Annotated in this window: 20 protein-coding genes and 1 pseudogene; 11 read left to right on the forward strand and 10 right to left on the reverse strand. The window is 64.6% G+C overall.

Annotation, left to right across the window (positions count from 1 at the left end; all coding sequences use genetic code 11):
* Positions 1-29 precede the first annotated feature (29 nt).
* The 3 genes and pseudogenes from DF200_RS05340 to DF200_RS05350 all read right to left on the reverse strand — a co-directional run.
* On the reverse strand, positions 30-299 hold the full coding sequence (locus tag DF200_RS05340; RefSeq protein WP_158275785.1) for a DUF4160 domain-containing protein: 270 nt from the start codon (positions 297-299) through the stop codon (positions 30-32).
* Complete coding sequence (locus DF200_RS05345; RefSeq protein ID WP_146192019.1) at positions 292-528, reverse strand: hypothetical protein; 237 nt, start codon at positions 526-528, stop codon at positions 292-294. The genes DF200_RS05340 and DF200_RS05345 overlap by 8 nt, the downstream gene beginning before the upstream one ends.
* Before the next feature lie 141 nt (positions 529-669).
* Positions 670-837 (reverse strand): annotated as a pseudogene (locus DF200_RS05350) (HAD hydrolase family protein); the annotation flags it as partial.
* Between the two features lie 102 nt (positions 838-939).
* Here DF200_RS05350 and DF200_RS05355 point away from each other — a divergent pair.
* Positions 940-1,473, forward strand: a complete 534-nt coding sequence (locus tag DF200_RS05355; RefSeq protein WP_158275786.1) for a PH domain-containing protein — start codon at positions 940-942, stop codon at positions 1,471-1,473.
* Positions 1,470-3,125, forward strand: a complete 1,656-nt coding sequence (locus tag DF200_RS05360) for a PH domain-containing protein (RefSeq protein WP_109137258.1) — start codon at positions 1,470-1,472, stop codon at positions 3,123-3,125. Before DF200_RS05355 ends, DF200_RS05360 begins: the two co-directional genes overlap by 4 nt.
* A gap of 82 nt (positions 3,126-3,207) precedes the next feature.
* Here the strand turns inward: DF200_RS05360 and DF200_RS05365 are convergent, their stop codons facing one another.
* From DF200_RS05365 to DF200_RS05375, 3 genes are all read right to left on the reverse strand, one after another.
* Positions 3,208-3,612, reverse strand: coding sequence for a pyridoxamine 5'-phosphate oxidase family protein (locus DF200_RS05365; RefSeq protein WP_109137259.1), 405 nt, complete (start codon positions 3,610-3,612; stop codon positions 3,208-3,210).
* Positions 3,613-3,720: 108 nt separating this feature from the next.
* On the reverse strand, positions 3,721-6,594 hold the full coding sequence (locus DF200_RS05370) for an FtsX-like permease family protein (protein ID WP_206603417.1): 2,874 nt from the start codon (positions 6,592-6,594) through the stop codon (positions 3,721-3,723).
* Between the two features lie 9 nt (positions 6,595-6,603).
* Positions 6,604-7,335 (reverse strand): ABC transporter ATP-binding protein, encoded by a 732-nt coding sequence (locus DF200_RS05375; protein WP_109137261.1) that lies wholly within the window; start codon positions 7,333-7,335, stop codon positions 6,604-6,606.
* A 160-nt stretch (positions 7,336-7,495) separates the two neighbouring features.
* On the opposite strand from DF200_RS05375, the gene DF200_RS05380 reads away from it, so the two are divergent.
* The 3 genes from DF200_RS05380 to DF200_RS05390 are packed head-to-tail and all read left to right on the forward strand — an operon-like array spanning position 7,496 to position 9,314.
* Positions 7,496-8,074, forward strand: a complete 579-nt coding sequence (locus DF200_RS05380; RefSeq protein WP_206603418.1) for a TetR/AcrR family transcriptional regulator — start codon at positions 7,496-7,498, stop codon at positions 8,072-8,074.
* A gap of 26 nt (positions 8,075-8,100) precedes the next feature.
* Positions 8,101-8,934: a thiamine diphosphokinase gene (locus DF200_RS05385; protein ID WP_109137284.1), complete on the forward strand. Its 834-nt coding sequence runs from the start codon at positions 8,101-8,103 to the stop codon at positions 8,932-8,934.
* Positions 8,931-9,314 carry an arsenate reductase family protein gene (locus DF200_RS05390; RefSeq protein ID WP_109137262.1) on the forward strand — a complete coding sequence of 128 codons (384 nt, stop codon included), beginning with the start codon at positions 8,931-8,933 and terminating at the stop codon, positions 9,312-9,314. Before DF200_RS05385 ends, DF200_RS05390 begins: the two co-directional genes overlap by 4 nt.
* Before the next feature lie 108 nt (positions 9,315-9,422).
* Here the strand turns inward: DF200_RS05390 and gap are convergent, their stop codons facing one another.
* Entirely contained in the window at positions 9,423-10,481 is a 1,059-nt protein-coding gene (gene gap / locus DF200_RS05395) for a type I glyceraldehyde-3-phosphate dehydrogenase (protein WP_109137263.1), read from the reverse strand.
* A gap of 240 nt (positions 10,482-10,721) precedes the next feature.
* On the opposite strand from gap, the gene ybaK reads away from it, so the two are divergent.
* Positions 10,722-11,228 (forward strand): Cys-tRNA(Pro) deacylase, encoded by a 507-nt coding sequence (ybaK, locus tag DF200_RS05400; RefSeq protein ID WP_109137264.1) that lies wholly within the window; start codon positions 10,722-10,724, stop codon positions 11,226-11,228.
* A 12-nt stretch (positions 11,229-11,240) separates the two neighbouring features.
* On the opposite strand, the gene DF200_RS05405 is transcribed toward ybaK, so the two are convergent.
* On the reverse strand, positions 11,241-12,233 hold the full coding sequence (locus DF200_RS05405) for a 4-hydroxy-3-methylbut-2-enyl diphosphate reductase (RefSeq protein WP_109137285.1): 993 nt from the start codon (positions 12,231-12,233) through the stop codon (positions 11,241-11,243).
* A gap of 130 nt (positions 12,234-12,363) precedes the next feature.
* Here DF200_RS05405 and DF200_RS05410 point away from each other — a divergent pair, with 130 nt between their 5' ends.
* Entirely contained in the window at positions 12,364-13,317 is a 954-nt protein-coding gene (locus DF200_RS05410; RefSeq protein WP_109137286.1) for an aldose 1-epimerase family protein, read from the forward strand.
* 98 nt (positions 13,318-13,415) lie between these two features.
* A complete protein-coding gene (locus DF200_RS11350; protein ID WP_369299097.1) occupies positions 13,416-13,490 on the forward strand; it encodes a 50S ribosomal protein bL37 in 75 nt (24 codons plus the stop codon).
* 167 nt (positions 13,491-13,657) lie between these two features.
* On the opposite strand, the gene DF200_RS05415 is transcribed toward DF200_RS11350, so the two are convergent.
* Complete coding sequence (locus tag DF200_RS05415) at positions 13,658-13,996, reverse strand: hypothetical protein (protein WP_241520140.1); 339 nt, start codon at positions 13,994-13,996, stop codon at positions 13,658-13,660.
* On the reverse strand, positions 13,993-14,679 hold the full coding sequence (locus tag DF200_RS05420; protein WP_109137287.1) for a sigma-70 family RNA polymerase sigma factor: 687 nt from the start codon (positions 14,677-14,679) through the stop codon (positions 13,993-13,995). The genes DF200_RS05415 and DF200_RS05420 overlap by 4 nt, the downstream gene beginning before the upstream one ends.
* A gap of 138 nt (positions 14,680-14,817) precedes the next feature.
* Here DF200_RS05420 and DF200_RS05425 point away from each other — a divergent pair, with 138 nt between their 5' ends.
* The 3 genes from DF200_RS05425 to DF200_RS05435 all read left to right on the forward strand — a co-directional run bounded on the left by DF200_RS05425 (position 14,818) and on the right by DF200_RS05435 (position 18,398).
* A complete protein-coding gene (locus tag DF200_RS05425) occupies positions 14,818-15,570 on the forward strand; it encodes an exonuclease domain-containing protein (RefSeq protein WP_109137265.1) in 753 nt (250 codons plus the stop codon).
* Positions 15,571-15,735: 165 nt separating this feature from the next.
* Positions 15,736-17,295 carry a UDP-N-acetylmuramoyl-L-alanyl-D-glutamate--2,6-diaminopimelate ligase gene (locus DF200_RS05430; protein ID WP_109137288.1) on the forward strand — a complete coding sequence of 520 codons (1,560 nt, stop codon included), beginning with the start codon at positions 15,736-15,738 and terminating at the stop codon, positions 17,293-17,295.
* A gap of 101 nt (positions 17,296-17,396) precedes the next feature.
* The gene (locus DF200_RS05435) at positions 17,397-18,398 is read left to right on the forward strand and encodes a lipid II:glycine glycyltransferase FemX (protein ID WP_109137266.1); all 1,002 of its coding nucleotides are present in this window, start codon (positions 17,397-17,399) and stop codon (positions 18,396-18,398) included.
* Positions 18,399-18,418: the final 20 nt, after the last annotated feature.

The raw sequence follows: 18,418 nt of genomic DNA on the forward strand, positions 1-18,418 counted from the left end.
TCACGACGACGGAAAACAAAAAATGCCGATTACTTGTCGAAGTGGCAGTTGCCGAAGAAACTGCGCCACGCCTGTACGAAACCGTTCCAGTTACGGCGCATGTACAGCTGGATCTTCCTGGTGGTCTTGGCGTCCAGCGTGGTCGAATCCACAATAACATCCCCATCCGCTGCCAGCACGAACTTGGCAAGCCGGTACGAATTATTCCGTTTGATATGGAAATGCACACCGTGCCCGCCGTCGTTGCTGGTCACGTAGAACTCATACCCGGCGACGTCTTCAAACCATATCTCAGGCATATTCGCGATCCACTTCTCGCGCATCTTCCACGAACGGATAGGAACGCTTGAAATATCCTTCCACCAGGGGAAGCGACTCGGCAGGGAACGTGTTGCTTTTCACAGTGCCGTCGTTGTTGAACACGATCTTGAATCCGGTGGCGGGTTCGGTAACCGTCACCGTCCTCGCCGTGTAGCCCAGACGAAGGCCGTTCGCCTCCAGCAGGTTGCTCATACCGACCTTTGCCATAGGAGCCTCCCTAACGCGTCATACGGAAATTGCCGGTTCCATTGTATTTTGCCTTCACCCGTCGAATCAACCCGCCCATCGTCGGAGACGAAAAACGAAAAACGGCCCGCCCCTCCTGACGGAAGAGGCGAGCCGTCTGGTGACGATCGTCATCTGCGAGGGCGCGCGCCCCGTGGCGATGAACACCCTGACGCCCTTGGACTTCAACGTCTCGATGGCGTCTTTGGTGGATTGCGGCACCTCATGGGTGGTGAAACTGGTCAGCGTGCCGTCGATGTCGAAGAACACGGCCTTGATCTGCTGCGCCATGGCAAACTCCTCCGTCGTATGCGTCGCGACCAGCTTACCAACGGCGCACGATGCGCCCGCGGCCGAATACCGGGCCGGACGCATCGGACTGTTACGCTGGACATGACGAAGGAGGATTCGATGCGCGGGACCCCCGATGACGGACGCGGCGCGGAACGACGCTGGAGCAGTCTGCCGGCCGCCGTGAAACGGGTGTGGCTGCTCAGGGCAGTGGCGAGGGACGGCGGAGGCATCGCCCTCTGCGCGACCGCGGCCGTGATATGCCGATTCGCCGGCTGGTGGACGTTCTGGCATTGTCTGGTATTGGCTATCGCGGCCGCGGCATTGCTGCTGGACCTGCTCACCCGGCCGCTGCGCACGACATACTCATACGCGTTCAACCGCTATTCCATCGGAAAACACGACGTGATGCTGCACAAGGGCTGGCTGCTACGCGACACGACGACCATCCCCTACAACCGCGTGCAGCATGTGGAGACCAAGCAGGGGCCGCTACTGCGACGGTTCGGCCTGACCGCGGTGGAAATCCACACCGCCGTGGGCGAACATGAGATCGCCGCATTGGAAAACGCCGATGCGGCGGGGATCGTCGAACAGATCAGCGCCCGCGTGCTCGCGTCGAAGGACGACGTATGACATCCGGGAACACGGGGCATGACCCCATGGGCGTCGACGGATCCTGGCACCGCATCCACCCGTTGTCGCTGGTCATCGACATCACGGAACGCGTGCGTTCCATGATCGGCACGATGATCTCCCTGCTCGTCATCGTCGCCTGGACGCATCCGCCGCGGAGAATCGTCTGGACACTCATCGCGTCCGTCGTGGCGGCGACGGTGCTGTGGCGAATCGCGGCATGGATGCGCAAACGCTATCGGCTCGGAGACGACGACGTCGCCCTGCGGACCGGCGTGTTCAACACCGTCGTCACCACCATCCCCTATGACCACATCCATACCATCAAAGTCAGCAGTCCGGTGTTCTTCCGCCCGTTCGGCCTGGTCGGCGTCACCATCGACTCCGGAGGCACCTCCGACGGATCGGCCATCGTGCTCGCCGCGGTTCCGGCACGGCTGGGCGAGACGCTGGAACGGCTCCGTGAACAGGCCGCAAGCACGGAGGTTCCGGGAGGCGACGCCGTCTTCGGGCGACACTCCCCCGCCGTCGACGCCGAGCACGGGACCGTCGGAGCGGACCATGACGGCGGCCGCCTCGTATTCCGCGCCTCGTTCCGAGACACGGTATTGTTCGCACTCACCGATCTGGGGTTCCTCGCCGCGTTGGCCGTCATCTACGGTTTCTCCCAGAATCTGCGCGACCTGCTGCCCGAGGGCATGGTCGACAGGGCCGAATACGCGGTCTTCCGGTTCGCCGCCGGCAGCGTCCCGACCGCGGTCATGGTAGTGGCGGCCATGGTGGCGTCGATGCTCGTCATCAGCGTCGTCAAATCGCTGCTGCAATACCACCGGTTCGAAGTATGGCGGCGCGGCGACGACCTCATCATCGTCCGAGGCCTGCTGACACGTCGCTCCGTCACCATTCCGGTGAGCCGCGTGCAGACCATCATCATCCGGCAATCGGTGCTGCGGCGCGCATTGCATCTGAGTTCCGTACAGGTCGGGCTCACCACCCCGGGCACCGGAGGAGACGGGGACGACACCAGCACCCGGGGCGATATCCTGCCCGTCATCGCGGACGGCAGACTGTACGACACGCTTCGCGGCATGCTGCCCGAATGGGATCCGCATGAGCCGGCCGTACGACGCACCGCACGGGGGCTGGGCCGGTATCTGCTGGCCATGCCCGTGGCGTGCACGCTTGCGTCCATGCTCGCCGTGGCCGTGGCGGTGATGGCGACCGCGACGGTCCATGGATCGACCGCAGGACTTCCCCCGTCCGAGGCCACGTTCCCTGACGGCGATCCGCTGTTCGAGCCATGGTTCCATGTGATGTGGCTGATGTGGCTGGTGCTTCTGCCCGCGACGGCCGGGGCGTACGCCTGCGCCGGACGTTGGCTGCGATGGCGCACGGAGGGGTATGAGCTGCGTCCCGGAAGACAGATCATCGTCACCGGGGCCCGCGGCCTGAATCTCGTCACCATGGTCACGCACAGGTCACGCATCCAATACGTACGGCGAAGAACGTTCCCCTGGCGAATTCGGACCGGCGTGGAGTCCATGGTCATGCCGCTGTTCGTGATGAACGGCTATTCATGGCTGCGGTTCACCGTCATCCGCTCCCGCGAGGCCCGACGGCTGCATGATTGGGCGACCGGCCCGGCATCGTGATCCGATCCGGAAACGCCGGCGAATGAAAAAGGGCTTGGCCCCCTGACGTGAGGGGGCCAAGCCGTCACATGGGACCGGACGATCAGTCCTTGGCGATGGTCTTGCCGGCGTTGGGGCCGGAGGCCAGGTCCTCGATCTCGGTGATCTCAAGCACCGGGATGGCGGCGGGCTTCTTGGTGCCCTTCTCCTCGGCGACCTTCACCTGCTCCTCGTAGATGGCGTCGTCGGTGTGCAGCACCACGTTGCCGCGGAAGCGGTAGCCCTTCTTCTCGGCCAGGTTGGCGAAGGCGATGACGAGCTTGCCGTTGGCCTGCAGGTTTTTGTAAGCCTGCCCCGCGGTGCGCTCGTGGTAGGCGATGTGGTTGTCGTCGAGCACGAACAGCGACATCTTCGGGCCGAGGTCGAGCGTGCCGTCCTCGTTCTGGGTGGCGATCCAACCCAGGTTGTTCTCGATGAAGGTCTTCATCTCAGCGGTGAGCGTTGCCATAATGCGATCCTTTCAGCGTCGTTCATTATCCGGTTCCAGCGTACTCGCAAAGCATGATGACACGCATGATCGCCGCCTGTGAGAAACATCACGCGGCCGCGACGCGTCTCATTCCGGGCTCTTCAGCGCGCCGACCATGTCGATGCGGTCGAGCATCCGGTTGGTGACTAGCATGACCATCGCGGCGAACGCCAGCGCCAGAGCGCCGGAGATCACATAGCTGAGCCAGCGCACGTGCACCGCGAAGTATATCCCCGGCATGCGCAGCACCATGGTCAGCCCCTCCCCCGCGAGCCGCCCCAGAGGCAGTCCCACGGCCACGCCGATGACGGTGAGGATGAGCATCTCCTTGTTCACGTAATGCCGCACCTCGCGACGGCGGAATCCAAGCACCTTGATGGTGGCAAGCTCGCGTTCGCGTTCGGATATGTTCGTGGTGGACAGCGTGAACAGCACCACGAAGGCGAGCGCGCCGGCGAGGACGAGCAGCACGTACACCACGGTGTTGATGAGCCGGAAGTTGCCGGAGAAGTCGCGCACCAGCGCATCGGTGGATGTGACCGACAGATACCGGCCGTCCTTCGCCAGCTCGTCGCAGAACCGTATCCGTTCCGTGGCGTCGCCTTCGAGATGGGCGAGCATGGCGTTGGCGTGATAGTCGCCGTACAGCCGCTCATACAGGCTCCGTGTCATGAACACCGTATTGCCCAGATAGTTCTCGACCACCGCATCCACGGTGGCCGTGGCGTCGTGGAGCGTGGAGTCCCTGATGGTCACGGGGTCCCCCACCGCAATCCCCAGCATCTGCTGCGCGTTCTTGGTGACCGCCACGCCGGAGCCGTCGGGCCTCACCGCCGCTCCGCCTCCCATAGCCGCACTCCAGTCGCTCTGCGCCTCGCGCAGATGGATGTAGTCGGCGATGCTAGTTCCGTCGGGAATCACGACCAGCTGCACGCCCTCCTCGCCGTCGTCCGGGGCGTCGGTTCCCAGCGTGGCGGAGTCGATGCGCACGGCGATGGCGTCCTTTACCCCTGCATCGTCCCGAAGGCTCTTGAACGCCGCGGGATTGTCGTCGTCCGAGGTGACGGCCATGAGGTCGTAGGCCGTGACTCCCCCGTATTGGGCGGGGGACAACGCCACGACCGAATCCCTGATGGCGAAGCCGCACATGAGCAGCATCGTGCATCCGGCTATGCCGGCTATGGTCATCAGAGCCCTGGTCTTGTAGCGGAACAGGTTGCGTGCGGTCACCTTGCCGAGGAACGACATGCGGCGCCACACAGGCCGCACGCGCTCCAGCAGGATCGTTCTCCCCGCCTTCGGCGCCTTGGGGCGCATGAGCGCGGCCGGCGCAAGACGCAGTTCGCCCCTGCAGGCCGCCACCGCGGCGCCGACCACCACCGCAGCGAACAACGCCACCGCCCCGATGCCATACAGCCAGTCGAAATGAAGGGTGAACACCGGCAGCAGGTACATGGTGGAGAAGATGGTGAAGATGATCTTCGGCAGGGCGATGAAGCCGAGCAGGTCGCCCAGCAGTCCTCCAAGCAGGCATGCGAGACCGGCGTAGACGACGTATTTGCGCAGGATCTCGCCCCGGCGGTATCCGAGGGCCTTGTAGGTGCCGATCAGCAGACGCTCCTCCTCCACCATGCGGGCGATGGCGGTGAGGCCGATCAGCACGGCAACGAGCAGGAACAGCACGGGGAACGCCGTGCCGATGGATTCGATGGATTCGGCGTCGCTGTCGATGCTGGCGTAGCCTCCCATGGCGGTGCGGTCGCGGACGTGCCATTGCGCGTCGGCGATGCCGTCCACCTTGTCTCTGGCGTCGGAGATTCTCCGTTGCGCGTCCTTTTCCGCCTTGTCGAGTTCTCCGTATCGCGCGTCCAGCGTGTCCCGGGCTGCATCGAGACGGCTGCGCGCGGATTGCAGCTGGACGGCGGCGCCTACTCCATTGGCCACCGCCTGTTCCACGGTCACTCCCCCGCTCGCCTGTTCGAACCGCATGATTCCGGTCTGCAATTGCGCCCACTGCCCATCGAGGTCGCTTCGTGCCCGGTCCAGCCTCGTTCGTGACTCCGTGAGCTTCCGGGTTGCCGACCGCTCCTCCTTGTCGATTTCGGCGTTCATGTCGGCCTTGACCTCGTTGGTCCTGGCACGCTCACGACCTGCCTGGATGTCGGCGATCCGCGTCTTCACGGCGTCCACCGACGTGTCGTATCCGTCCGTGTATGCCTGCTTGTCACGGGCCCCGTCGACGGTGAGGTACGCGACGGTGTAGATGCCTCGCGCGGAATCGTCCACCGCGGATGTCGTGACGAAGAAACCGTAGTCGGCGTCGGAGGGGTTGTCACGGAACGCCGTGGCCCCTTCGCCGTTGTTGACGTCCATGGGGTCGATGACCGTGCCGACGATCGTATAGCCGTGCCGTGAGAACACCTCGCCGGAGCCCTCCTTCGCGGTGCCTTCCCCGTCCTGGGCACCGACCGTGTCGCCGAACGTCACCGTGTCGCCGATTCCTGCGCCGGAGTCCCTGAGATACGGCGCCGTGACGGCCACCTCGCTGTCGTCCACGGGCAGACGGCCGTCGATGACGTATGGCATGTTCATGCCCGAGCCGTCAAGCGACGACACGTCCGCCTTCGATGTTGCGCCGTCCATCTCGATGGAGACCTGTTCCGAGTAGCCGCCCGCCGCCCTGTGCACGCCCTCGACGCCGCCCATAGCGGAGAGGTCGGCGTCGGTGAGGCCCAGCGTGGAGACCACGGCGATGTCGTGGAGGTTCTGCGCGTCGAAGAACGCATCCGCACTGCGACGCAGGTCCACGCACGCCGCCTTGAGACCGGTCGCCATGGTCACCCCCAATGCGGTGATGACGAGCAGCGCGAGGAACCGCTTCCACCCATGGCGGATGGTGCGCCATATGTCCTTTCCGGCGGCGCCCGAGCCCGGGATCATGCCGCGTCTCTTCGTTCCCATGACGCCCCCCTACCATTCGATCCGGGATATCGGTACGGGCTCCGGATTGACGGACTCGTCGACCACCCTGCCCGAACGGAACCGTATGACCCGGTCCGCCATCGGCGCGAGCGCGGAGTTGTGGGTGATGACGAGCACGGTGATGCCGTCGCGGCGGCAGGTGTCCTGCAGGAGCTGGAGGATCTGCTTGCCGGTGGCGTAGTCGAGCGCGCCGGTCGGCTCGTCGCACAGTAGCAGCTTCGGGTTCTTGGCGATCGCGCGGGCGATGGCCACGCGCTGCTGTTCGCCGCCGGACAGCTGTGCGGGGAAGTTGCCGAGACGTTCGCCGAGGCCGACCTTGTCGAGGGTCTCGGCCGGGTCGAGCGCGTTCTCGCAGATCTGCGAGGCGAGCTCCACGTTTTCGAGGGCGGTGAGGTTGGGCACGAGGTTGTAGAACTGGAACACGAAGCCCACGTCGGCCCGCCGGTAGTCCACGAGCTCGTCCTCGTCGAACCTGGTCACGTCGCGCCCGTCCACGGTCACCGAACCGGATGTGGCGCGGTCCATGCCGCCGAGGATGTTCAGCGCCGTGGTCTTGCCCGCCCCGGACGCGCCGAGGATGACGGCAAGCTCCCCTCTGCCCACGCCGAACGTCGCATGGTCGAGCGCCGTGATGGCGGCGGCGCCGGTGCCGTACCGTTTCGTCACGCCGGCGAAGTCGATGTACGCCGTCCGAACCGCCTTGTCCTCCGTCGTTGCCATGCCGCCCCCGTCTCCCGGAACAATCATCACTACACATCATGTTGTGTTATACAATCACGATATCGCCAACGGACGAGCCCATCAATCGACATCGCCGCCGAACGATGTTGAGCGATGACGTGCCGGCCCATGCGGGCGTCGGCCATGCAGAACGGAGCATATGATGAAGAAACAGCCTCAAGTGACGGAACGCACCAAAGCCAATCTGTGCAAGGCGTTCTGGAAGCTCTATCGCACCCGGCCCATCGACAAGATCACCGTCAGGGAGATCACCGAGATCGCGGGCTACAACCGCGGCACGTTCTATCTGTACTATCGCGACGTGAACGACATGTTCTCCCAGATCGAGGACAGTCTGCTCAACATCGTCGAGGACCTCATCGACGACATGCTCGCCCAGGAGGGACGCATCGACATCGCGTCGAACATGGGCACGATCCTGACGATGGCGAAATCGCATTCGGCGTACATGTCGGTGCTGCTCAGCGACCATGGCGACCCGACGTTCGTGACCAGGTTCAAGGAGCTGCTGTGGCCGTTGGTCGACCGCTATCTCGGCATCACGCAGTCGGTGGAGATGACAAGGGACGAACGGGACCTGCTCAAGCAGTTCTATCTGGCGGGATTGATCGCCGTCGTATCGGCGTGGCTGAGCTCCGGCAACCGCATGCCGTTGGACCGTTTCATCGCGTTCGCTCTGGCGACGATGTTCCCCAGCCAATCCGAGAACATCCGATGACCGGCATGCTGAAAGACGACTGCACCATGACGACCGAGGGACGACAAACGACCGACGACCAAGGGGCGACAAACGACCAATGCCTCATCCTCGGCGCCGGCGAATACTACGACGGGACCCCGCGCATCCCCCGGGGAGCCCATGTGATCGCCGCCGACGGCGGATTCGACCATGCCAGTCCGCTGGGCATCACCCCGGACGAGGTCATCGGCGACTTCGACTCCGTAGCCGGCGAATCCCTCGAATACGTCCGAGGCGACGGCGTCATGCGTCTGCCAAGCGAGAAGGACGACACCGACATGCTCGCCGCCGTGAAACTCGGATGGTCGCGTGGCCTGCGCCGGTTCCACATCTTCGGCGGACTTGGAGGGCGGCTCGACCACACACTGGCCAACATGCAGATGCTGGCGCGGATCTCCCGTCACGGCGGCATCGGATTCCTGTACGGCGACGGCTTCGTCGCGACGGCGATCACCGATGCGACGCTGTCCTTCCCCGCATGGGACCCGCCTGAGGGGGCCGGACGTATGGTATCGGTGCTCGCCCACTCGGATGTGGCAAGGCACGTATCCATACGGGGGTTGAAATACGAGATCGATGACGCACAGCTACGCAACACGCGTGCGTTGGGGGTGAGCAACGAGTTCCTCGACTCCGCCGACGCCGTCATCACCGTGGCCGACGGCACGCTGGCCGTCACCTACCCGCTTGCGGCACCCGAACCCGGATGGCGGACGAGTCGCGGGCCGGAAGGACCGGACGCGTTGGGCGCCATCGACACCCATGTGTCGAATCTTCTGGCGCGGAGAAAGAGAATACGACCGGCCTGCGGGGCCGGAGACGAAAGGAGTGCATCATGACCGAGCCATTGTTCATCTGCTACGCACGCTGCTCCACATGCGCCAGGGCCCGCGCGTGGCTGGACGGACACGGCATCGCCTACAGGGAGCGCGACATCAGGGAGGACAATCCGAACGCGGACGAACTCGCCTTCTGGCACCGGGCCAGCGGCCTGCCCATTCGCCGGTTCTTCAACACCTCCGGCCAGCTGTATCGCGCCATGAGGCTCAAGGACCGGCTGCCGGGGCTGAGCGACGCGGAGGCCATCGAACTGCTCGCCACCGATGGGATGCTGGTACGCAGGCCCCTGCTCGTCGTTCCCGGCGCCGATGGGGATTCGCCGACCGTGCTCGTCGGCTTCCGCGAGGCGCAGTGGGAGCAGACGCTGGTGCGGGACTGACCCGCGGCGGCCGACGTCCGGCACCGAAGACGAAAAACGGCCCTTCCCCATGAGGGGAGGGCCGTTTCGCTTTCCTTACGATACGAGGCTACCGTCGCCTCGCCGTTCTCACTCGGAGATCTCGGCGAAGTACAGCAGGGTACGGATCATGTTGGAGGTGAAGCCGTACTCGTTGTCGTAGAAGGTGACCGTACGGGCCAGGGTCACGCCGTCGACGGAGTTGACGTCGGTCTGGGTCGGGTCGAAGACGCCACCGTGGGTGTCGCCGAGGATGTCGGAGGAGACGATGCCCTCATCGTTGTAGCCGAAGTAGTCGGTGTCGGAGAAGGCGGCCTTGAAGGCCTCGTTGATCTCGTCGGCGGTGGCGGGCTTCTCCAGCACGGAGGTCAGCTCGGTGACGGAGCCGTCCGGGACCTGGATGCGCTGGGCGTGGCCCTGCAGCTTGCCGTTGACCTCCGGGACGACCTTGCCGATGGCCTTGGCGGCGCCGGTGGAGTGGGCGATGGTGTTGATGCCGGCGGCACGCAGGTTGCGGCCGGTCTTGGTGCCGCGCGGGCCGTCGAGGATCATCTGGGTGCCGGTGTAGGCGTGGATGGTGGTCATGAAGCCGGCCTTGATGCCGAACTTCTCGTTCAGCAGCTTGACCATGGCGGCCATGGAGTTGGTGGTGCAGGAGCCGGCGGAGACGATGACGTCGGTCGGCTTGAGAATCTCGTGGTTCACGCCGAACACGACGGTCGGGGTGGTGTCGTCCTTGGCCGGGGCGGAGATGAGGACCTTCTTGGCGCCGGCGTTGATGTGGGCCTGGGACTTCTCGGCGGAGGTGTAGAAGCCGGTGCACTCAAGCACGTACTCGACACCGTCGTTCTTGACCCACGGGATGTTGTTAGCGTCCTTCTCGGCGTACACGGTGTATTCCTTGCCGTCCACGACGATGGAGGTGTCGGTGGAGGTGACCTCGACCGGGGTGCCGTCATCGTGACGGAAGGTGCCGTGGGTGCTGTCGTACTTCAGCAGGTAGGCCAGGGTGGCCGGGGTGGTCAAATCGTTGATGGCGGCGACTTCAATATCACCGGCCTGGCCACCGCGAGCCTGCAGCTCGAAGATGCGGCGGAAAGCGAGACGACCGATGCGGCCAAAGCCGTTGATACCAATCTTTACTGTCATTTATGTATCTCCTGAATGGAAGTTGCCCAAACGTGGGAACGGCGCTGTGCGTACGCTCACATGCTTGTGCCAGCTGTTGCCAACGCCTCTCATCCTACTGGATATTCTGTACTTTTTGGTCCTTTACGCTGAAAGTTTGTTCATTGTTTTATTCCACATGTCGTGAAAATGGCGCATTCGCCCACGACAGCCCCGGACGACGGAACGGCAAGATTCGCGGCGGCGTGTATTACTGTGCCCATGGGCAGGAAAAAACATGACAAGGGCAAGGGGTCCACGCCGGCGACGCTCCAGTTGGAGCGCGCCGGGGTGGAGTTCCGCCTGTACGAGTACGAGCATTCCAACGACCACATGGACGACGGCTATGGCGTCGAGGCCGCGGAGAAACTGGGTTTCGACCGCCATCAGGTGTACAAGACGCTGCTTGCCGACACCGGCGACGAACTGGTGACCGGCGTCGTCCCGGTGAGCGGGCATCTTGACATGAAGGCGCTGGCCGCCGCCGTGGGGGCGAAAAAGGCGGCGATGGCCGACCCGAAGAAGGCCATGCGCCAGACCGGATACGTGGTCGGCGGCATCTCGCCGCTCGGACAGAAGACGCGGCATCGCACGGTGCTGGACGAGGGCGCGCTCGAATTCGGGGAGATCCTGGTGTCGGGAGGCAAGCGGGGATTGAGCGTCGGCGTGGACCCGCGCGACCTGGTCTCCGTGCTCGACGCCGTCGTCGCCCCCATCGCCACCTGGTGACGGGCCTCGGGGCTACGGCCGCCGCCCCGCCTTGCGCAGTTCCGCCGGCAGTACGAAATGCATCCGCTCCTTCGTGGTGGTCACGTAGGACACGTCGTCATACCCCAACGGGCGCAGCGCCTGCACGACCCCGGACACCAGCTCCTCGGGTACGGATGCGCCCGACGTGACGCCCACCGTTCCGACGCCGTCGAACCATGACGGATCCAGCTCGCCGGCGTCGTCCACGCGGTGGGCGTGGCCTCGGCCGGCGAGCGCCTGCTCGGCGACCTCCATGAGACGCACGGAGTTCGAGGAGTTCGACGATCCCACGACCACCACGCAGTCGGATTGCTCGGCCACCGACTTCACCGCGGTCTGACGGTTCTGCGTGGCGTAGCAGATATCGGAGCTCGGCGGCTCGATGATCCAGGGGAAGCGCGTCTTCAACGCCTCGATGACCGCGCGGGTCTCGTCGATGGACAGCGTGGTCTGCGAAAGGTAGACGAGTTTCGTCTCCGGGCCGAATCCAAGGGCCTCCACGTCGGCGGCATGCTCGACCAGATGCACGTGCTCCGGGGACTCCCCCACCACGCCGACCGCCTCGTCGTGCCCGCGATGGCCGATGTAGACGATCTCATAGCCTTCGCGCACGTAGCGCAGCACCTCGCGATGGACCTTGCTCACCAACGGGCAGGTGGCGTCCACCACATGCATGCCGCGCCGCTTCGCCTCACGCTGGATCGCGGGCGAGACGCCGTGGGCGGAGAACACGACGGGCACGCCGTGCTCGACGGCGGAGTCGGGGATCTCGTCCAGCTCCTCGACGAACACCGCCCCCTGCGCGGCGAGGTCGCCCACCACGTGGCGGTTGTGCACGATCTGGCGGCGCACGTAGACCGGAGGCACGCCTTCGGGCAGCGAGGAGCCGTGCGCGGTCCGCAGTATCGTCTCCACGGTCTGGATGGCCCGGTCGACCCCCGCGCAGAAGCCCCGGGGATCGGCCAGAACGATTCGATTTCCCATGTCGCCGCCTTCCACGAACGTCCATCATAACGAACTCATAACATAGTAGGGCATCGGGATTCCACGGGGTAGACTTGGGCGATGACGATACCATTCGTCCAACCGCACGATTCACTATGGGAGTGATGTGATCATGGCAAAGAACCTGCCTCCGCGCACCGGCCAGCAGTATTCGATTTCATACGGCGACTACAAGGCCGTCATCACCGAGCTTGGCGCCGACATGCGCAAGGTGACGTACAAGGGCAAGAACCTGATCGTTCCGCTTGGGCCGGACGATCCGATCACCTGCTGCCACGGGCAGCTGCTCGTCCCCTTCCCGAACCGCATCGAGGCCGGCACCTACACGTTCGAGGGCAAGACCTATGAGCTGCCGATCGACGAGCATGAGCGCAACACCGCCATCCACGGCTACGGCTACCGCTCCTACTGGAAGCTTGAGGAGCTCACCGAATCATCCGTCACGCAGTCGTGGCGCGTGCCGAACATGAACGGATACCCGTTCGACGTGATCGTCACCGCGAAGCACGAGCTCGCCGAGGACGGCCTGCACATCACGGTGAGCGCCTACAACAACGGCGACGCGAACGCCCCGTGGGCCCTGGCCATCCATCCTTGGCTCGACAACGGCTTCAACGGCTACGGCGACGAGATCGACGGCCACAACGCCCAGTGCCATCTGACGGTCCCCGCCGACACGCACGTGACCGTGGACGAGAACCTCATCCCCACCGGCACCGAGGCCGTGGACGGCACCAAGTACGACCTGCGCGACGACCCGCTGCTCGTCAACCAGCCGTTCGACGACGCATGGACCGACCTGCACCGCGACGCCGACGGCGGCGCGCACGCGACGTTCACCCGCCCCGACGGCCTGCAGATCAAGGTCGGCGGCGACGAGACCATCACCTCCTTCCAGGTGTGCACCGGCACCGGCTTCCCGGCGTTCCAGCATCCTGCCGGAACCGCCGTCGAGCCGCAGACCGCCTACGCCAACGCCTTCAACACCGGCAAGGACCTCATCGTCATCAAGCCGGGCGAGACGAGCGAGACGAAGCTGTTCATCAGCGCCGCCGAGGTCTGATCCGACCGTCGCGTCCACGTTTTCCGCCCCAGGTTGTAAACTGGTGCGATGTGTGAGATAATCCACAAGGCTTATCTATCAAAGTAAAGGAGTCCAACATGGGCAAGCGCGGACGTCTGCGTCGTGACCGCCGCAAGAAGGCTGCAAACCACGGCAAGAGGCCGAACGCCTGATTCGCTCAGGCTTCATTCGAGCTCAAAGGCTCCACGGATTCCCTATGGATCACCGTGGGGCCTTTTTCATACCCGTCCATACCCGTCCGCCAGCGGGGCGCATGACCTGCCCCGCACCGCCCGTGGCCGCCGACAGTGGCCGCCGATGCCGGTTCACTGATGCCGGTTCACTGATGCCGATGAAAACCGGGATGCGACACACCCTCCTGCGCCGCGGACTGGATGCAGCGGTGAAGCCGTTCTATGAGGCATTCCGGGGCGTTGACCGGCCGCAGATAGGCGCGCAACGCCTGGATCATGGCCTTCTCCCGCGCATCGCAGCACGCGTCGATGTCAAAACAGTCACCCGTGACGCCCGCCGCATCCGAACCGGAGGGGGATGCAGGAGCGTCATCGGCCCCGTCGACCCGGACGACCGTCTCCTCCACCACCGTGCGCCGTATGTTGCCGGAAGCGTCGCCGGTGACGCTCACGCTGGTATGACGTTCCACATGCCCGTTCATCATCGCTTCCCTTTCTCGCCGTTCCCGCCGTCGTTCCTGTTCGCCGCGACGCTCTCGTGCAAGGCGACGCCGCGCGGGGCGGTTCCGCCTCCATTATCGCCCGGACGGCGTCCCCCGTCGTTCGCGGTCGGTGAAACCGCCCGTCTCCCGCGCCCGGATTCGCCGCCGTACCCGCGTTCGCGGGCGTAGGATGCGAGCTGCTGCTTGAGCTGGGCCCGTGCACGGTTGAGCCGGCTCATCACCGTGCCGATCTTCACCCCCTGCTCGTCGGCCACCTGCTGGTACGACTTGCCGTCGATCGCCGCATCGATGAACACCTGTCGGCGCTCGGGGCTGAGCTTGTCCAGGGCCGCCATGATCTCCTCGGGCGCGAACGCGTCCTGATACGTCTCCTCGGCGGATTTGAGTCCCTCCGAGCTGTGCTCGGACGCGGAGTAGATGTCCCAGTCGTCGTATTCGCCGGTCGAATCGTTGGCCCGCAGGGGGCGGCGCTTTGCCTTCTGATACTGGTTGAAATAGAGGTTGCGTTCGATGGTGGTCATCCACGCGGCGAAGTTCGTGCCCTGCTTGAACGAGCCATAGTGCTTGTACGCCCGCTCGAACGTGTCCTGCACCAGATCCTGCGCATCGTCGGGATTGTTGGTGAGCTTCATGGCCTGCCGGTAGAGCCCGTCGACCACGGGCATGGCAAGCCGTTCGAATTCGGCGCGCCTCGCGCCGTTCCCCGTCGCTCCGAGAGTCTTCGCATCAACCACGACTCCATTGTGCCACGTCGGATCGCGCCGGACCCGTATTTGTCGCGCTACGTCCCGACAATACCGTACATGACCGATTTGCTTCAGGCTATTGACAACGCATCCCCGCAGCCCGACGATTGCACGCTTGCGCAATCGTGGCTGCTCGGATTCGACACGGAGACCACGGGCGTCGCCCCCGGCAGGGACGCCATCTGTTCGGCCACGCTCGTCCTGCGCGATCCTGAGAAGGGGCATGACGGCGACGTCATCGGCGAATGGCTCATCGACCCGCATCGGCCCATCTCCCCCGGCGCATCCCGCGTCAACGGATTCACCGACGAGTTCCTCCAGGCCAACGGCGGAGACCCGGTCGAACTCGTCGAACGGATCGCCGGCATCGTGGCGGCCGCACAGAACAAGGGCATTCCGCTGCTCGCATACAACGCCCCGTTCGACGTGCACATGCTCGAAGGCGATCTGCGACGTTGGGGGCTCGCCCCGCTTGCGAAACGCCTCAACGGAGGCATCCGCGTCGTCGACCCGCTGGTCATCGACCGCAAGGTGTCCCACCGAGGCGGCAAACGCACGCTCACCGCGACGACGGAATACTACGGGGTCGTCCCGCACGGCGATTTCCACGACGCCACGGCCGACACCGTGGCCGCCGTGGACCTGATGCCACCCATCACGCGGCTCCACGCCGACGTCGCCGCATTGCGCCTCGACGAGATCATGCCATGGCAGCGGGCCGCCCACGAGCAGTGGAGGGAATCCTTCAACCGGTGGCTCGCCGACCGCGGCCGCCGACCCGTGCACGAGGACTGGTTCCCCGTCGACTGAGGCACGGCCGGAGTCCCGCGCCGACGAGCCATCACCAAATCGGTACACGTACGGCATCGCCCGACGACACGCGGGATGTAGACTGGCAGTTGGTTTCCGTGACCATTCGGCTGCGGACGTCGAACGATGCATACCCCACCGGCGCATGAAAGAACTATGGAGAACATGACCCTTACACTCACTTCGGCCGTAGACCTGCTCAAGAAGCATCATCTGCTCCGCGAAATCATCACCCCGACCACGTGGACCACCGACCCGGGGCGTCTGCCCGACACCGAGTTCACTGCGGTCTCCTACGATTCGCGGTCCATCGACGGGGGCACGCTGCTGTTCTGCAAGGGACGGTTCAAGCCGGAATACCTGGCGAAGGCCGATGAGGCGGGCCTGCCGTGCTACGTGGCGGAGACCGACTACTCCGACGCGACCGCGGCGACGGGGCTCATCGTGCAGGACGTGCGCAAGGCCATGAGCCTGCTGTCGGCCGAGTTCTACGGCCGCCCCCAGGATTCGCTCACGGTGATCGGCGTCACCGGCACCAAGGGCAAGACGACCACATCGTACTTCACCCAGGCCATCCTCAACGCCGTATCCCACGGCAGGGCCGCGCTGTTCTCCTCCGTCGACAACTGCCTCGACGGCAGGCATTACGAGGAGTCGGATCTTACCACGCCGGAATCGATGGACGCGTTCCGCATGATGCGCGCCGCGGTCGACAACGGCATGGAGTATCTGGTCATGGAGGTCTCGTCGCAGGCCTACAAGGTCGACCGTGTCTACGGTCTGACGTTCGACGTCGGTGCGTTCCTCAACATCTCCCCCGACCACATCAGCCCCATCGAACATCCCACGTTCGAGGACTATCTGTACTGCAAGCGCCAGCTGATCGCCAACAGCAGGCGTCTGGTGCTGAACGCCGATGCCATGCATGCCGACCTGCTGCGCGAGGACGCCGCGGCGCATGGCATCGACGTCGACACGTTCGCCCTGCATGGCGCCGACGGTTCCGGCACGCCCGCCGACGTGACGGCGGCCCCGGCCGACGCCGACCACATCGACTTCGACATCACGTGCGGGAAGGACGATCTCGGCAGGTTCCATCTGTCGATCGACGGCGACTTCAACTACGCCAACGCGGCGGCGGCAATCGCCATCGTCCGCGCGGCCGGCGTGCCGATCGACGATGCGGAACCGCTGCACGCCCTCGAATCGGTGCGGATCGCCGGACGCATGGAACAGTTCACCGACCCGCAGAGCGACACGCTCGCCATCGTGGACTACGCGCACAACTACGCCAGCGTCACGGCCCTGCTGGACTTCGTGGACGAACGGTACGGCGCCAGGAACCCCTATGTCACGTTGGTCACGGGCTCGGCGGGAAACAAGGCGTACGACCGTCGCGAGGAGATCGTCAAGGCGGCGCAGGACCGCATCGGGGCCTTCATCTTCACCGCCGAGGACACCGACACCGAACCGTTCATCGACATCTGCATGCAGATGCAGGGCTACATCACGAACCGGAACGTCGCCTCGACGGTCATCTCCGACCGTACGACCGCCATCACGACGGCGGTGTACGATGCGCGCGCCCATCAGGACCGTTTCGATGTGATCCTTGCCATCGGCAAGGGGGACGAGCGCTGGATCAAGGAGCATAACAGGCACGTACCGTTCGAGGGCGACGACCGCGTCATCGGCCGTCTGTTCGGCCTGGACGATGACAAGTGAGGGATCCGTCGCGTCCGTGCCGCGATCGTTTCGCTCCGCGGCCGTTGAGTAGACCATTGAATTGAGCGAACCATTGAATGGAAGACCCGAGTGGAGGTTTCATGATTTCCGTTGAGAAGACGTCGTTCGAGGAATGCGACCGGCTGGCATCGGAGGCCGGTGTAACGTTGCCGATCGAGCAGACCGAGGTATGGGCGGGATTCCAGAAGGACATCCCCGGACGTGAGCCATGGGGCGTGCTCGTCGCGAAGCGCGACGACGAACCGGTGGCCGTGCTGCTGCTCATCGACATGGAGACGCACGGCTATCATTACCTGCGTTCCATGCACGGACCGGTCTGGCTGGCGGGCAAGCCCGAGCAAGCGCTGGAACGCGACGTGGTGAAGGCCATCGTCGACTTCGTGCACGCCGAAGACAAACGTCAGGCGTTCGTGCGCCTCGACGTCTGGTTCGGGGACGACTACGACACCGTATTGTCCACCGTGCCCTACGACCAGACCGTGGTCATCGATGTGACCGGAGGAGACGAGGAGATCCTCAAACGCATGAAGCGCCGAGGACGCCGTGACGTGCGCAAGGCGCTGCGCGAATGCCCTGCCACGAGCGCGGACGAGACCGCCCAGGCGCTCGGGGACTTCTCCGAATACTACGACGTGATGGTGGAGACCGGCAAACGTGACGGCTTCACCCCGGCGCCCATCACCGACTACTCCGACATGATCGGCGCGCTCGGCGCGGACCACTGCCGCGTGTTCGCCGCCCGCATCGACGACCGCGTGGTCGCCTGGTCGATCGTCACGGTGAACGGCACGCATGCGGTGCGCTACTATGCCGGCATGCGCAACGAGGTCATGCGCCTGCACGTGACCGACAAGCTGCTGTACAACGAATGCTGCATGCTGGGTTCGCAGGGCATCACCGAATACGACCTCATGGGCATCGGCTCCGACTTCGCCCCGAGCCTCAAGGGACTCAACGAGTTCAAGTGCAAGTTCACCGATGAGATCACACCCGTGGCCGCCGGTCACGACATGCCGATCAAGAAGGCGTTCTACCGTTCGCTGAAGGTGGCCAAATCCGTGAAGGACGCGCTGAGGAAGTAGCCCGCGTCGCCGGGAGCGGG

Origin of the sequence: Bifidobacterium catulorum, from assembly GCF_003129925.1 — a bacterium.
In the GTDB taxonomy this organism is placed as follows: domain Bacteria; phylum Actinomycetota; class Actinomycetes; order Actinomycetales; family Bifidobacteriaceae; genus Galliscardovia; species Galliscardovia catulorum.